Source organism: Cupriavidus sp. 21MJTG02-4, assembly GCF_057798975.1.
Map to the genome: position 1 here is coordinate 57,724 of NZ_JBYOJP010000016.1, position 14,042 is coordinate 71,765.

Sequence of the window (14,042 nt, forward strand, 5' to 3'; positions counted from 1 at the left end):
GCGCCGCCACGATGAGACGGGTCTCTACCGGAAGCCGTGACGCGCGGCGCGCACCTGCAAAATGCACCCCTCTTGCCTGATACGGAATGCCTGAAATGAACACCCCAGCCCCGGACCTCGCCGCCAGCCTTGACGCCCTGCAAAGCAGGGGCATTGTCTGCGCGCCGTCCGGGCTTGGCTGGATCCGCGTGGCCGGCGACGACGCCGCCACGTTCCTGCACACCCAGCTGACCAATGCGGTCGAGGATCTCGCTGCTGGCGCCGCGCGCCTGGCCGGCTATTGCTCGCCCAAGGGCCGGCTGCAGGCCAGCTTCCTGATGTGGCGCGATGCCGAGGGCATCGTGCTGCAACTGTCGGCCGACGTCCTCCCCGCGCTGCAGAAGCGGCTGAGCATGTTCGTGCTGCGCGCCAAGGCGAAACTCAGCGATCTCACGCCGGCCGTTGCCGTGCTCGGCGTGGCCGGGCCGCACGCCGCACAGGCCCTGGCAAAGGCCGGGCTTGCCGCGCCCAACGCCGTGTTCGACGCCGACAGCGCTGACGGCACGACCGTCGTCCGCCTGCCGGACGCCGCCGGCCAGCCGCGCTGGCAACTGCTGTTGCCGGCCGCGCGCGCCGCCGAAATCCGCGCGGCGCTGGCAAGCCAGCTGTCCGAAGCCGATGCGGCGTTCTGGGACTGGCTCGAAGTGCAGTCCGGCATCCCGCGCATCGTCGCGGCGACGCAGGAACAGTTCGTGCCGCAGATGGTCAATTTCGAAATCGTCGGTGGCGTCAATTTCCGCAAGGGCTGCTATCCGGGACAGGAAATCGTGGCCCGCAGCCAGTACCGCGGCACGCTCAAGCGCCGCATGTGGCTGGTACAGGGCAGCGGCGCCGTGCCGGCACCGGCCGCGGAGATCTTCCGTCCGGAAGACCCGCAGCAGCCGTGCGGCATGATCGTCAATGCCGCTCCGGCGCCGCAGGGCGGCTGGGCAGGCCTGGCCGAGCTGAAGATCGACGCCGCCGCGGCAGCCCTGCACCTGGGCAGCGCCGAAGGTCCCGCGCTGACGGTGGGCCGTCTTCCGTACGAAGTACCGCTGTCCGAGGCCGCACAGGCCGCCGGCTGACCTGCAGGACACCGCCATGAGCGATCACCTCTACGTCTATTTCCGCGTGCCGGAAGCCACGGCAGCCGAAGCGCTGCCGCACTGGCACCGCTGGATGGAGACGGTTGCCGAGGCGACCGGAATTGGTGGTACGCTGATGCGCAGACCCGAAACCCGCGCCGGCGTGCAGACCTGGATGGAATGCTATGCCGATGTCCCACCCGCCTTCGACGCCACACTGTCAGGTTTGTGGCGCCAGAGCGGTCTGGAGCAGTGGGTGGATGGCGAACGCCAGGTCGAGCATTTCATCGACCTGGATCTGCTGTAGATTCTGCGCAGTGAAGGAAGCAAAGCAATGTGCCTGATCCTGGTTGCCTGGCAATCACACCCGGACTATGCCCTGGTGGTGGCCGGCAATCGCGACGAATTCTATGCCCGTCCGGCGGCGCCCGCGCACTGGTGGCAGGAAGCCTCGCAGGTGCTGGCGGGCCGCGACCTGGCCGATGTCATCGGCGAACCCGGCACCTGGATGGGCGTGGCGGGCGAAGGCCGCTTTGCCGCGCTGACAAACTATCGCGCCCCGTCGGAAAAACGCACCGACGCGCGTTCGCGCGGTGAACTGGTGGCCGGTTTCCTGCGCGGACACCAGGGACCAGCCGACTACCTTGGCGCCCTCACTGGCGCGGACGGTTGCTACAACGGCTTCAATCTGCTGGCCTGCGATTTGCACGAACTCTGGTGGTACAGCAACCGGTCGGCCTCGCGCCAGCCAGAGCGCCTGCGGCCGGGCCTGTACGGGCTATCCAACGCCTTGCTCGATACGCCGTGGCCCAAGGTGCGCAGCCGGGTCGGCGCGCTCGCGGAAGTGCTGGCGGCCGATACCGGCCATGCCAACGCCAGCGCCGCGCCCTACCTCCAGCTGCTGGCGGACGAGCGCCAGGCCGCCAACTTCGAACTGCCCTCGACCGGTGTCTCGCCCGATTGGGAAAAGCTGCTGTCGTCCGCGTTTATCCGCTCGCCCAACTACGGCACGCGCGCGAGCACCGTGCTGCGCGTGCGCCACGACGGGCGCTTCGATTTCAGCGAACGCAGCTTCGATGCGAACGGCCAGACCGGCGAGGTCTCCTATCGCGGCAAGCTGAACCTGGCCCGCGACACGGGCACGGTACCGGCGCCGCGCTGATCAGCCGCGCAGGCGCTTGCGCATCTCCACGTGCGGGATGCCGGCTTCCTCGAATTCATCCCCGACCTGCGTGAAACCGGCGCGCGCATAAAACGCCGCGGCATGCGTCTGCGCGTTGAGCACCAGCTCCGGATAGCCCAGTTCGGCGGCCTTGTTCACCAGCGCCTCCAGCACGCGTGCGCCGACACCGGTGCCCCGCGCCAGGCCGAGCACCGCCATGCGGCCGATATGCCCGTCGGGCAGCAGGCGGCCGGTGGCAACCGGCGTGCCGTCCCCGGCCAGCGCCAGGGCATGCCAGCTCGGCTCATCCCATTCGTCCCACTCCAGCTCGACCGGCACGCCCTGCTCCTCAACGAACACGGCGTAGCGGATGGCGCGTGCGCGCTCGCGCGCTTCGGACCAGGGGCAAATCAGGACGGTGACAGGCATGGAAATTCGTTGGCAAAAGGGGATGAACGTCGATCCGCAGGTAGGCTGCGGCCGCCATGATACGCCACAAACCTCCGCGTCTCGGAGGCACCGCCATCGTGCAGCTTGCACCATATAAGGGTTTACCTGCACTAACAGAGTCGTGTGAAATTTGTATGATGACCTGACTACCCGATGACCCGATAAACCATGTTCCAGAAAGTCCCGGCCCGAGCCCTGACCGACAATGTCGCCGAACAACTGCTGGACAAGATCCAGAGCGGTGCCTTCTCGCGCGGGGACAAGCTGCCCACGGAAGCCGTGCTGTCCGAGGAATTCGGCGTCAGCCGCACGGTGATCCGCGAGGCAATCTCCCGGCTCAAATACGAAGGCGTGGTCGAATCGCGCCAGGGCAGCGGCGTGTTCGTGACCGAGCAGGCCGGCATCCGCCCGCTGCGGATCGACTACACCGACACCGGCACGCTGGATTCGGTACTGCAGATCGTCGAACTGCGGCGCGCGATCGAGGCCGAGGTGGCTGCGCAGGCCGCGCGCCGCCGCACCGACGCAACCATGGTGGCCATCGACGCCGCGCTGGCCCGGCTCGACGCCGAAGTGGCCGAGGGCGGCGACGGTGTCGCCGCCGACGTGGCGTTCCACCGCGCCATTGCGGCAGCCACGGGCAATCCGTATTTCCTCAAGACGCTTGAATTCCTGAGCCAGTACCTGGAAGCCGCGACGCGCGTGACGCGGACCAACGAGGCGCGCCGCGCCGACTTCACGCGCCAGGTGCGCGACGAACACCTGGCCATCGTCGCCGCGATCCGCGCGGGCGACGCGCTGGCCGCGAGCAACGCGGCGCAAAACCATATGTTCAACGCCGCCCGCCGCCTGTCCCAGCTGGGCCAGGACGAAGCGGACGACGAGCGTTCCGGCACGGCCAGCTGAACCGGGGCCGTCCTCATCGATTGACCAGTCTTACCTGCATCAGGAGTTTTCTATGTCCCGGAATATCGGCGTGATCGGCCTTGGCGCCATGGGCAACGGTGTAGCGCAGTCGCTGCTGCGCGCGGGCCTCAACGTGCATGCCTGCGACCTGCGGCCCGAGGTGCTGCAGCGCTTTGCCGATGCCGGCGGCGTGCCGTGCGCCAGCCCCGCAGAACTGGGCAGCCGCTGCGATGTCGTGATCACGCTGGTGGTCAATGCCCAGCAGACCGAGGCTGTTCTGTTCGGCAACGACGGGGCCGCCACGGCGATGCGCCCGGGCACGCTCGTCATTGCCAGCGCGACGGTGCCGCCCGCCTTTGCCGAAGCCCTGGGCCGCCGTCTTGGCGAGCAAGGCATCCTGATGCTCGATGCCCCGGTGTCGGGTGGCGCCGCGCGCGCGGCCAGCGGCGAAATGACGATGATGACGTCCGGCCCCGCCGAAGCTTATTCGCTCGCCGAAGACGTCCTCGCCGCCATTTCCGGCAAGGTCTACCGGCTGGGCGACGCCCACGGTGCCGGCTCCAAGGTCAAGATCATCAACCAGCTGCTGGCCGGCGTGCATATCGCCGCCGCGGCCGAGGCCATGGCGCTGGGCCTGCGCGAAGGCGTCGACCCGGATGCGCTGTACGACGTCATCACGCACAGCGCCGGCAATTCGTGGATGTTCGAGAACCGCGTGCCGCATATCCTCTCCGGCGACTACACGCCGCTGTCGGCGGTCGATATCTTCGTCAAGGACCTTGGCATGGTGCTCGACACCGCGCGCACCAGCAAATTCCCGCTGCCGCTGTCCGCCGCCGCGCACCAGATGTTCATGATGGCCTCCACCGCCGGCCACGGCGGCGAGGATGATTCCGCCGTGATCAAGATCTTCCCCGGCATCAAACTGCCGGCCAAGGCCGACAAGGCCAACTGAGGCGCAGCGCATCATGACCGCCATCCAAGCGCAAGACCGCCCGCTGCTGGGCTGCATCGCCGACGACTTCACCGGCGCCACCGACCTGGCCAACACGCTGGTGCGCAACGGCATGCGCACGGTGCAGACCATTGGCGTGCCGGACGTCGGCGCCGTCCAGGACATTGGCCAGGCCGATGCCATCGTGGTCGCGCTCAAGTCGCGCACCATTCCCGCCGCTGACGCGGTAGCGCAATCGCTGGCCGCACTCGAATGGCTGCGCGCACAGGGTTGCCAGCAGTTCGTCTTCAAGTATTGCTCGACGTTCGATTCAACCAGCGCCGGCAATATCGGCCCGGTCGCCGAAGCCCTGCTGGCAGCGCTCGACAGCGACTTCACCATTGCCTGCCCGGCCTTCCCCGAGAATGGCCGCACGATTTTCCGCGGCCATCTGTTCGTCGGCGATGTCCTGCTGAACGAGTCAGGCATGGAACACCATCCGCTCACGCCAATGACCGACGCGAACCTCGTGCGCGTGCTGCAGGGGCAGAGCCGGGGCAAGGTCGGCCTGCTGCGCTACGACGCCGTCGCTCGCGGTGCGAATGCGACTGCCGAACGTATTGCGGACCTGCGCGGCGATGGCGTGCGCCTCGCGATTGCCGATGCTGTGTCCGATGCCGACCTGCTCACGCTTGGCCAGGCCTGCGCGGCGTTGCCGCTGATCACCGGCGGCTCGGGTATCGCGCAGGGCCTGCCCGAGAACTTCCGCCGTGCGGGCCTGCTGCCGCAGCGTGGCGATGCCGCGTCGGTGCCGCGCATCGACGGCCATGGTGTCGTGCTGGCTGGCAGCGCCTCTCGCGCGACGAACGGCCAGGTTGCGCGCTGGCTCGGTGAAGGCCGCCCCGCCCTGCGCATCGATCCGCTGGCACTCGCGCGCGGCGAGGCGGTAGTCGATGCCGCGCTCGCCTTTGCGGCCAGCCACGATGAGCCTGTGCTGATCTACGCGACCAGCAGCCCCGACGAAGTCAAGGCCGTGCAAGCCGAACTCGGCGTGGAACGCGCGGGCCATCTGGTCGAACAGGCGCTGGCCGGTATCGCGGCCGGACTGCTCGCGAGCGGCACGCGCCGCTTCGTTGTCGCGGGTGGCGAGACCTCTGGCGCCGTGGTGCAGGCGCTGGGCGTGCGCGCGTTGCGCATCGGCGAGCAGATCGCGCCGGGTGTACCGGCAACCGTCACGCTCGATACACAGCCGATCGCGCTCGCCCTGAAATCGGGCAACTTCGGCGGCGAGGATTTCTTCGCGCAGGCACTCGCCCAACTCGGAGGACAGCCATGAGCCAGGAAAGCAAGCTGCGCGAAGAGATCTGCCGCATCGGCGCGAGCCTCTTCCAGCGCGGCTATACGGTTGGGTCGGCGGGCAACATCAGCGCGCGGCTCGATGATGGATGGCTGATCACGCCGACCGACGCCTGCCTCGGCATGATGGATCCCGCCGCCGTCGCCAAGGTGTCCGGCGATGGCAACTGGGTCTCGGGCGACAAGCCGTCGAAGACGCTGACGCTGCACCGTGCCATCTATGACAACAACCGCGATGCGAACGCCGTGGTGCATACGCACTCGACGCATCTCGTGGCCCTGACGCTGGCCGGCGTGTGGGCGCCCGACGATATCGTGCCGCCGCTCACGCCGTACTACGTCATGAAGGTCGGGCACATCCCGATGATTCCGTACCACCGCCCTGGCGATCCCGCCGTTGCGGCGCAAGTTGCCACGCTCGCCAACAGCGTGCGCGGCGTGATGCTGGAGCGGCTCGGTCCGGTGGTGTGGGAGTCCAGTGTCTCGCGCGCGGCCTTCGCGTTGGAAGAACTGGAGGAAACCGCGAAGCTCTGGATGATGATGAAAGACGTGCCGGGCTTCGCCGCCCGCGCCGCGCTCAGCGAAAGCGCACTCACCGAACTGCGGGATATCTTCCAGGCCCGCTGGTAGCAACCCACTGATACCGACGCGACCCGGACGCGACTGCCGCCTGGCAGCCGCGCGGAGAACACTCGCGCCCCCGAAACCCGAACGGAGACCACCGTGACACCGAACCAACCCGCGGCCAGCGTGCCCGCCTACGACAGCCTGGGCGGCGACGCCCGGCTCGACGCCGACACCCAGATCGAGAAACGCGCCTATCACAAGGTGTTCTGGCGCATCATGCCGTTCCTGATGCTGTGCTACGTGATCGCCTATCTCGATCGCGTCAACGTCGGCTTCGCCAAGCTGCAGATGGGCCAGGACCTGGCCTTCTCCGAGACCGTGTTCGGTCTTGGCGCCGGCCTGTTCTTCATCGGCTACTTCCTGTTCGAACTGCCCAGCAACCTGCTGATGCACAAGCTCGGCGCGCGCATCTGGATCGCGCGCATCATGATCACCTGGGGCATCGTGTCAGGGCTGTTCATGTTCGTGCAGACGCCGACCCAGTTCTACGTGATGCGCTTCCTGCTCGGCCTGGCCGAAGCGGGCTTCTATCCGGGCGTGATCCTCTACCTGACCTACTGGTACCCGGCCAATCGCCGCGCGAAGATGATCGCACTGTTCATGTCGGGCATTCCCGTGGCCGGCATGTTCGGCAACCCGCTGTCGGGCTGGATCATGGACGCCTTCAACAACACCCATGGCCTGCGCGGCTGGCAATGGATGTTCATCATCGAAGCGCTGCCGTCGCTGCTGATCGGCGTGCTGACCGTCTTCGTGCTGCGTGATGGCATCGACAAGGCGCCGTGGCTCGACGCTGATGAAAAGCGCGTGCTCAAGCGCAATGTCGAGGCAGACCAGCAGAATGCGGTCAAGGCAGCCGGCGCGGCCTCGGGCAAATCGCATGGCCACTCGCTCGGCGCCGTATTCCGTGACAGCCGCGTCTGGTGGATGTGCCTGATCTACTTCTGCTTCGTCACCGGCCAGTACGCGCTGACGTTCTGGATGCCCACGCTGGTCAAGGCCAGCGGCGTCACCGGCAACTTCAACATCGGCCTGCTGTCCGCAATTCCGTTCCTGTGCGCAATCGTCGTCATGAACCTCCTCGGTCACAGTGCCGACGCCCGCAGCGAGCGCCGCTGGCACCTGATCGTGCCGGCCCTGATGGGTGCCACGGGCTTTGCGATTGCGGCCTCGTTTACGCACAATACGACCGTAGCCATCGCCGCCCTGTCGCTGGCCGCCGCCGGGGTGCTGACCTGCGCGCCGCTGTTCTGGTCGCTGCCGACCGCGTTCCTGTCGGGCATCGCCGCCGCTTCGGGTATCGCGGTGGTCAACTCCGTGGGCAACCTGGCCGGCTTCGTGTCGCCGTATATGGTCGGCGCGCTCAAGGACATGACGCACAGCACGCAGTTGCCGATGTACGTGCTGTCGGCGATCCTGGTCGTCGGCGCCGTGCTCGTATGGCTGACACCGGCCCGGCTGGTCAACCGCTGACCGGCCCGCCTTCAAGACTCACAACCGGAAACCAACCATGCCGCGTTTCGCCGCCAACCTTTCGATGATGTATACGGAGCATGACTTCCTGGACCGCTTTGCCGCCGCCGCGGCGGACGGCTTCCAGGCGGTCGAGTACCTGTTCCCGTACGACTACACGGCCGCCGAACTGCGCGCGCGTCTCGACGCCAATGGCCTCGTGCAGGCGCTGTTCAACGCGCCGCCGGGCGACTGGGCCGCAGGCGAACGCGGCATGGCGGCCCTGCCCGGCCGCGAAGCCGAGTTCCGCGCCGCCTTCGGCCGCGCACTGGAATATGCCGGCGTGATCGGCAACGACCGCATCCACGTGATGGCCGGCCTGATCCCGGCCGATGCCGACCGCTCGCGCTGCCGCGCCACGTACCTTGAAAACCTGTCCCATGCCGCCAGTGCCGCCGCAGCGCAAGGCATCACCGTGCTGGTCGAGCCGATCAACACGCGCGACATACCTGGCTATTTCCTGAACCGCCAGGACGACGGCCAGGCCATCTGCAAGGAAGTCGGCGCCGCCAACCTGAAGGTGCAGTTCGACTGCTACCACTGCCAGATCGTCGAGGGCGATGTCACGAAGAAGCTGCAGCGCGACTTCGCCGGCATCGGCCATATCCAGATCGCCGGCGTGCCCGAGCGCCACGAGCCGGACATCGGCGAACTGAACTATCCGTACTTGTTCGACGTCATCGACAACCTTGGCTACCAGGGCTGGATCGGCTGCGAGTATCGGCCGCGCGCCGGCACCTCCGCCGGCCTGGGCTGGATCAAGCCTTACCTGAAGCGCTGAACCCACTGAGAAGCATTGCCATGAACGTACTGATTACCGGCGGCGCCGGCTTCCTCGGCCTGCAACTGGCGCGCCTGCTGCTGCTGCGCGGCACCCTGGACCTGGACGGCCGCGCAGTCGCCTTCGACCGCCTGACGCTGCTCGACGTGGTAGCGCCGCAAGGCCTGGATGATGCGCGCGTGCGCGTGGTGACCGGCGACCTGTCGGACCCCGACGTCCTCGCGCAAGCCATCGATGCCGACACCGGCGCCATCTTCCACCTGGCCGCCGTGGTCTCGGGCCAGGCCGAGGCCGACTTCGAGCTTGGCATGCGCGTCAATCTCGACGCGGCACGCGCGCTGTTGGAAACCTGCCGCCAGGCCGGCCACAAGCCGCGCGTGCTGTTCACCAGCTCGGTCGCGGTCTATGGCGGCGAACTGCCACCCGTGGTGCAGGACGATACGGCGCTGAACCCGCAATCGTCCTACGGCGTGCAGAAGGCGATAGGCGAACTGCTGCTGTCGGACTACAGCCGGCGAGGCTTTGTCGACGGCCGCGTGCTGCGCCTGCCCACCATCAGCGTGCGACCGGGCAAGCCCAATGCCGCGGCCTCGTCGTTTGCCAGCGGCATCATCCGCGAGCCGCTGGCGGGTGTGGAAGCCAACTGCCCCGTGGCACCGGAAACGCCGCTATGGCTGCTATCTCCGCGCGCGGCCGTGGCGGCGCTTGTCAACGGTATCGAGTTGAATGGGGAACGCCTCGGCAATCGCCGCGTGGTGAACTTGCCGGGCTTGTCGGTGACTGCCGCCGGCATGGTGGAAGCGCTGCGCCGCGTCGCAGGCGATGCAGTGGCCGACCGGGTGACGTGGCAGCGCGAGGAACGCGTCGAGAAGATTGTCGGCACGTGGCCGGCGGCGTGGAATGCGGAGCGTGCGCTGTCGCTGGGGTTCCAAAGCGATGCGAGCTTTGACGAGGTGATCCGGGCGTATATGGAGGATGCGGGGTTGGCGAAGTAAGCTTTCAACGCTTTACTACTGCCACTGCCCTTGCATCTTCCGCGGGCTGCCCCCTCTCCCGCTTGCGGGAGAGGGAAGCAAACAGCGCGATAGTCCTGTTGGCAGCCGTCTTCACGCCGCCGGTTTCACCACCTCATACCCTTCGATAATCTCCCTCACCGTCCCCGGAATCGGCGCCGATTTCTGCGACTTCGGATCCGCGCACACATACACGATCTCCCCCGTGATCAGGTGTTCGTCGCCGCGGTACATCTCCACCCGGAACAGCATGCTCGACCGCCCCATCCGCGCCATACGGCCGCGGATATCGAGCACATCGTCGAACCGCGCCGAGGCGTGATACTCCAGCGTGGACTTGACCACGAAGATATCGACCCCATGCGCGTGCAGCACGTCTTCCGGATAGCGGATGCCGGCATCGCGCCAGTATTCGGTCACGCAGATATCGCAGTAGGTCAGGTAGTGCGCATTGAAAACGATCGACTGCGGATCGACTTCGGCCCAGCGCACGCGCAGCGGCATGCTGTGGCGGAAATCTTCTTTTGCCATCGGGCTTGTCTCCCTTGAATGGATCTCACATGGCATTCAGGCCGCCGCCCCGCTTCGCAAGTGTCCGGCGGGATGGCGGCCTGAGCCGTGGTGCAGGCTAGCGCCAGCGAATTTACTGCTTGGCCAGGCCCAGTTTCTCGATGATGGCCTTTTCCTTCTTCACCGTATCCGCGGCGAACTGCGAGTACTGTGCGCTGTTCATGTAGTACGGCTCCATGTCGAACTTGGCCAGCGATTCGCGGTAGTTCGGCATTTCCATGGCCTTCTTGAAGGCGTCATGCAGCTTCTGCACGATCTTCGGGTCGGTGCCCTTCGGTGCCACCAGGCCGAACGGCGAGGTCTGCACGATGCCCATGCCCAGTTCCTTCAGCGTCGGCACGTTGGGGAAGCGCGCCGAGCGCTTGTCGCCCCACGTCGACAGCAGGCGCAGCTTGCCCTGCTCCACGTACTGCGCCCACGCCGGCGTATCGGCCACCGACATCACGTGGCCGCCCAGCAGCGCCTGCATCGATTCGGAGTTGCCCTTGTACGGGATGTGCGAGAACTGCACGCCCTGCTTCATCGCCAGTTCTTCCATGGTCAGGTGCAGCGTGGTCATGGTGCCGGGCGAGCCGTAGGTCAGCTTGCCCGGATTGGCCTTGGCGTAGGCGATGTAGTCCTGCATGGTCTTGATCGGCGAATCGGCCGGGACCACCAGGCCGAACGAGTAGCCGGCCAGGTTGATGATGTAGCTCAGGTCCTTGACCGGGTCCCAGTTGATCTTGGTCGTGTACGGCAGGCGATAGACCGGCATGGCGACCTGCGCCAGCGTGTAGCCGTCCGGCTGCGTCGATTGCATCATCTGGGCCGGCAGCACGCCGCCGGCACCCGGCTTGTTCTCGACGATGACGGGCTGGCCGAGGATCTTCGATGCGTTTTCAGCCAGCACGCGGAACGGGATATCCGTGGAACCGCCGGCCGTATAGCCGATGACCAGGCGGATCGGGCGTTGCGGGAATTTCTCTGCCTGCGCTTGCGCGGGCATGGCGGCGAAACCAAGCGCGGCGGTGGCGGCGGCGAGGCCGGCGCGGGCGATGAATTGGCGGCGTTGCATTTGACGATATCTCCTTGTGCTGCAAGTCACTGCTAGAAATGATTGGATCGGGTGCCGCGCGTGCCGCGGCCCGATGCTTGCTTTTTATTGCCCGGTGCCGAAAGCGGCCCGCAGCGCCGCCACGGCATCGGCATGCGCCTGCGCCACGGCGGGCACGAAACGGCCCATCTTGAAAAAGTCGTGGATCATGCCAGCATAGTCGGCCAGCGTGACCGCCACGCCGGCCGCGCGCAATTTTTCCGCGTAGGCCACGCCCTCGTCATGCAGCGGATCGTAGCCGGCCACGGCGATCCACGCGGGACAGCAGCCGCGCACATCGGCACCGGCGCCGCCGCCATCAAGCGGGGCAAAGCGCCAGTCGTCGCGGCTCGATTCCTGGTCAAGGTAGTGCGAGAAAAACCACTGGATCATCTCCTCGGTGAGCAGATAGCCGTCTGCCAGAGCCCGGTGCGACGGCGTGTCCTGTCGCGCGCAGGTGCCTGGATAGATCAGCAGTTGCAGCACGGGCGCCAGGCCGCTGTCGCGCGCATGGACGGCGCAGGCCGTGGCCAGCGTGCCGCCGGCGCTGTCTCCGCCCAGCGCAATGCGTTGCGGGTCCGCGCCCAGACGGGCGGCTTCCTCGAACACCCAGTGCAGCACGTCGAATGCATCGTTGGCCGCGGTCGGGAACCGCCATTGCGGTCCGAGGCGATAGTCGACGGACAGCACCATGCAATCGGCGCGCGACGCCAGCATGCGGCACAGCGCATCGTGCGAATTCACGCTGCCCACCGTAAAACCGCCGCCATGGAAATACACGAGCAACGGCAGCGGCTCGGCCCAGCTCGCCTCGCGCGGCGCATACAGGCGCACCGGAATGGCATGGCCATCGCGCGCACAGATATGGAGATCTTCCACCGCGTGTACCGCGGGCGGCGAGATATCGAGGATGGGCGCACTCTTCTCGTACGCGATCTTGGCGTCTTCGACGTCCATCACATGGATGGGCGGCCGCTTGGCGCGCGCGATCAGCTCGAGCAATGCGGCCACCTGCGAATCGAGCGGCACCGCCGGCATGCCGGGGACGGCAGACGTTGTGGATGCGGCGGACGAGGTAGACGAGGCAGACGAGGCAGACGATCTGGACGGTACAGCGGACATGGCAGACACTGGATTTGATACAGCCCTGGCGGCATCCTGGCCGGCCAAAATGTTTCCGGCTTCCCCCGGCATCGGGAGAAGTTCGAATTGTGAACGATCGTTCGATTTCAGTATCATGCCAGTGTTTCAGTAAGCGGGCAGTCCGAAATAACCCCGATGCATGCGCGGGGCGGCGGTTTCTGGGCGATGATCGACTTATCGAACCCGTTTGGCCAGTGAATCCCAGGAAGCGCCCTACAAGCAAAATTAGCGGCGGATCGCCGCAGGAGACAGCGAACCATGGCCTTTATCTACTATCTGACCCACATCCACCTCGACTTCGGCGCAGTGAGCCTGCTCAAGTCCGAATGTGAACGCATCGGCATCCGCCGGCCGCTGCTCGTGACCGACAAGGGCGTGGTCGCGGCGGGCGTGGCGCAGCGCGCGATCGATGCGATGCAAGGCCTGCCGGTGGCGGTCTTTGACGAGACCCCGTCCAACCCGACCGAAGCCATGGTGCGCAAGGCCGCGCAGCAATACCGCGACGCCGGCTGCGATGGCCTGGTCGCCGTCGGCGGCGGTTCTTCGATCGACCTGGCCAAGGGCATCGCGATCCTCGCCACGCACCCGGGCGAGTTGACCACCTACGCGACGATCGAAGGCGGCAGCGCGAAGATCACCGAGCGCGCCGCGCCGCTGATTGCCGTGCCCACCACTTCCGGCACGGGCAGCGAGGTGGCGCGCGGCGCCATCATCATCCTCGACGACGGGCGCAAGCTCGGCTTCCATTCCTGGCACCTGCTGCCGAAGTCAGCCATCTGCGACCCCGAACTGACGCTGGGGCTGCCCGCCGGCCTGACCGCCGCGACCGGCATGGACGCGATTGCCCATTGCATCGAGACCTTCCTGGCGCCCGCCTTCAATCCGCCCGCCGACGGCATTGCGCTGGACGGCCTGGAGCGTGGCTGGGGCCATATCGAGCGCGCCACCCGCGACGGCAAGGACCGCGATGCGCGGCTCAATATGATGAGCGCGTCCATGCAGGGCGCCATGGCGTTCCAGAAGGGCCTGGGCTGCGTGCATTCGCTGTCGCATCCGCTCGGCGGCCTGAAGATCGACGGCAAGACCGGCCTGCACCACGGCACGCTCAACGCGGTGGTCATGCCAGCCGTGCTGCGCTTCAATGCCGACGCCCCGACCGTGGTCCGCGACGACCGTTATGCGCGCCTGCGCCGCGCCATGCACCTGCCGGAAGGCGCCGACATCGCCCAGGCCGTGCACGACATGACCGCCCGCCTGGGGCTGCCCACCGGCCTGCGCCAGATGGGTGTCACCGAGGACATGTTCGACAAGGTGATCGCGGGCGCGCTGCTCGACCACTGCCACAAGACCAATCCAAAAGAGGCCAGCGCGGAGGATTATCGGCGTATGCTTGGAGCGTCCATGTAGGCCAGC

General features: G+C 66.8%; 15 protein-coding genes. 11 read left to right on the plus strand and 4 right to left on the minus strand.

Annotated elements, in window-relative coordinates:
* The first annotated feature begins 95 nt into the window (after positions 1–95).
* From ygfZ to AC3FKH_RS26510, 3 genes are read left to right on the plus strand one after another with little or no spacing between them, the layout of a single operon-like run.
* On the plus strand, positions 96–1,103 hold the full coding sequence (gene ygfZ / locus AC3FKH_RS26500; RefSeq protein ID WP_488678701.1) for a CAF17-like 4Fe-4S cluster assembly/insertion protein YgfZ: 1,008 nt from the start codon (positions 96–98) through the stop codon (positions 1,101–1,103).
* A gap of 16 nt (positions 1,104–1,119) precedes the next feature.
* Positions 1,120–1,410 carry a DUF4936 family protein gene (locus AC3FKH_RS26505; protein ID WP_483711285.1) on the plus strand — a complete coding sequence of 97 codons (291 nt, stop codon included), beginning with the start codon at positions 1,120–1,122 and terminating at the stop codon, positions 1,408–1,410.
* A 27-nt stretch (positions 1,411–1,437) separates the two neighbouring features.
* Positions 1,438–2,265, plus strand: a complete 828-nt coding sequence (locus AC3FKH_RS26510; protein WP_488678702.1) for an NRDE family protein — start codon at positions 1,438–1,440, stop codon at positions 2,263–2,265.
* Here the strand turns inward: AC3FKH_RS26510 and AC3FKH_RS26515 are convergent, their stop codons facing one another.
* A complete protein-coding gene (locus AC3FKH_RS26515) occupies positions 2,266–2,694 on the minus strand; it encodes a GNAT family N-acetyltransferase (protein WP_488678703.1) in 429 nt (142 codons plus the stop codon).
* Positions 2,695–2,883: 189 nt separating this feature from the next.
* Between AC3FKH_RS26515 and AC3FKH_RS26520 the strand changes: the two genes are divergently transcribed.
* The 7 genes from AC3FKH_RS26520 (at position 2,884) to denD (ending at position 9,826) form a co-directional block, all read left to right on the plus strand.
* A complete protein-coding gene (locus AC3FKH_RS26520; protein ID WP_483711282.1) occupies positions 2,884–3,621 on the plus strand; it encodes a FadR/GntR family transcriptional regulator in 738 nt (245 codons plus the stop codon).
* 52 nt (positions 3,622–3,673) lie between these two features.
* The gene (gene ltnD, locus AC3FKH_RS26525) at positions 3,674–4,576 is read left to right on the plus strand and encodes an L-threonate dehydrogenase (RefSeq protein ID WP_488678705.1); all 903 of its coding nucleotides are present in this window, start codon (positions 3,674–3,676) and stop codon (positions 4,574–4,576) included.
* Positions 4,577–4,589: 13 nt separating this feature from the next.
* The gene (gene otnK / locus AC3FKH_RS26530; RefSeq protein ID WP_488678706.1) at positions 4,590–5,891 is read left to right on the plus strand and encodes a 3-oxo-tetronate kinase; all 1,302 of its coding nucleotides are present in this window, start codon (positions 4,590–4,592) and stop codon (positions 5,889–5,891) included.
* Positions 5,888–6,541: a 3-oxo-tetronate 4-phosphate decarboxylase gene (gene otnC, locus AC3FKH_RS26535; protein ID WP_488678707.1), complete on the plus strand. Its 654-nt coding sequence runs from the start codon at positions 5,888–5,890 to the stop codon at positions 6,539–6,541. The genes otnK and otnC overlap by 4 nt, the downstream gene beginning before the upstream one ends.
* 93 nt (positions 6,542–6,634) lie before the next feature.
* Positions 6,635–8,011 carry an MFS transporter gene (locus tag AC3FKH_RS26540; RefSeq protein WP_488678708.1) on the plus strand — a complete coding sequence of 459 codons (1,377 nt, stop codon included), beginning with the start codon at positions 6,635–6,637 and terminating at the stop codon, positions 8,009–8,011.
* 37 nt (positions 8,012–8,048) lie between these two features.
* Positions 8,049–8,831 (plus strand): 2-oxo-tetronate isomerase, encoded by a 783-nt coding sequence (otnI, locus tag AC3FKH_RS26545; RefSeq protein WP_488678709.1) that lies wholly within the window; start codon positions 8,049–8,051, stop codon positions 8,829–8,831.
* Positions 8,832–8,851: 20 nt separating this feature from the next.
* The gene (gene denD / locus AC3FKH_RS26550) at positions 8,852–9,826 is read left to right on the plus strand and encodes a D-erythronate dehydrogenase (RefSeq protein ID WP_488678711.1); all 975 of its coding nucleotides are present in this window, start codon (positions 8,852–8,854) and stop codon (positions 9,824–9,826) included.
* A 111-nt stretch (positions 9,827–9,937) separates the two neighbouring features.
* Here the strand turns inward: denD and AC3FKH_RS26555 are convergent, their stop codons facing one another.
* The 3 genes from AC3FKH_RS26555 to AC3FKH_RS26565 form a co-directional block, all read right to left on the minus strand.
* Positions 9,938–10,375 (minus strand): YbgC/FadM family acyl-CoA thioesterase, encoded by a 438-nt coding sequence (locus AC3FKH_RS26555; protein WP_483732047.1) that lies wholly within the window; start codon positions 10,373–10,375, stop codon positions 9,938–9,940.
* A gap of 112 nt (positions 10,376–10,487) precedes the next feature.
* The gene (locus AC3FKH_RS26560; protein ID WP_483711274.1) at positions 10,488–11,468 is read right to left on the minus strand and encodes a tripartite tricarboxylate transporter substrate binding protein; all 981 of its coding nucleotides are present in this window, start codon (positions 11,466–11,468) and stop codon (positions 10,488–10,490) included.
* Between the two features lie 84 nt (positions 11,469–11,552).
* Entirely contained in the window at positions 11,553–12,524 is a 972-nt protein-coding gene (locus AC3FKH_RS26565) for an alpha/beta hydrolase (protein ID WP_488678712.1), read from the minus strand.
* A 363-nt stretch (positions 12,525–12,887) separates the two neighbouring features.
* Between AC3FKH_RS26565 and AC3FKH_RS26570 the strand changes: the two genes are divergently transcribed.
* The gene (locus AC3FKH_RS26570; RefSeq protein WP_488678713.1) at positions 12,888–14,036 is read left to right on the plus strand and encodes an iron-containing alcohol dehydrogenase; all 1,149 of its coding nucleotides are present in this window, start codon (positions 12,888–12,890) and stop codon (positions 14,034–14,036) included.
* Positions 14,037–14,042 lie beyond the last annotated feature (6 nt).

Coding starts and splice junctions, on each gene's coding strand:
- ygfZ (WP_488678701.1), top strand. CDS start 96: ATGAACACCCCAGCCCCGGACCTCGCCGCCAGCCTTGACGCCCTGCAA.
- AC3FKH_RS26505 (WP_483711285.1), top strand. CDS start 1,120: ATGAGCGATCACCTCTACGTCTATTTCCGCGTGCCGGAAGCCACGGCA.
- AC3FKH_RS26510 (WP_488678702.1), top strand. CDS start 1,438: ATGTGCCTGATCCTGGTTGCCTGGCAATCACACCCGGACTATGCCCTG.
- AC3FKH_RS26515 (WP_488678703.1), bottom strand. CDS start 2,694: ATGCCTGTCACCGTCCTGATTTGCCCCTGGTCCGAAGCGCGCGAGCGC.
- AC3FKH_RS26520 (WP_483711282.1), top strand. CDS start 2,884: ATGTTCCAGAAAGTCCCGGCCCGAGCCCTGACCGACAATGTCGCCGAA.
- ltnD (WP_488678705.1), top strand. CDS start 3,674: ATGTCCCGGAATATCGGCGTGATCGGCCTTGGCGCCATGGGCAACGGT.
- otnK (WP_488678706.1), top strand. CDS start 4,590: ATGACCGCCATCCAAGCGCAAGACCGCCCGCTGCTGGGCTGCATCGCC.
- otnC (WP_488678707.1), top strand. CDS start 5,888: ATGAGCCAGGAAAGCAAGCTGCGCGAAGAGATCTGCCGCATCGGCGCG.
- otnI (WP_488678709.1), top strand. CDS start 8,049: ATGCCGCGTTTCGCCGCCAACCTTTCGATGATGTATACGGAGCATGAC.
- denD (WP_488678711.1), top strand. CDS start 8,852: ATGAACGTACTGATTACCGGCGGCGCCGGCTTCCTCGGCCTGCAACTG.
- AC3FKH_RS26555 (WP_483732047.1), bottom strand. CDS start 10,375: ATGGCAAAAGAAGATTTCCGCCACAGCATGCCGCTGCGCGTGCGCTGG.
- AC3FKH_RS26560 (WP_483711274.1), bottom strand. CDS start 11,468: ATGCAACGCCGCCAATTCATCGCCCGCGCCGGCCTCGCCGCCGCCACC.
- AC3FKH_RS26565 (WP_488678712.1), bottom strand. CDS start 12,524: ATGCCGGCGGTGCCGCTCGATTCGCAGGTGGCCGCATTGCTCGAGCTG.
- AC3FKH_RS26570 (WP_488678713.1), top strand. CDS start 12,888: ATGGCCTTTATCTACTATCTGACCCACATCCACCTCGACTTCGGCGCA.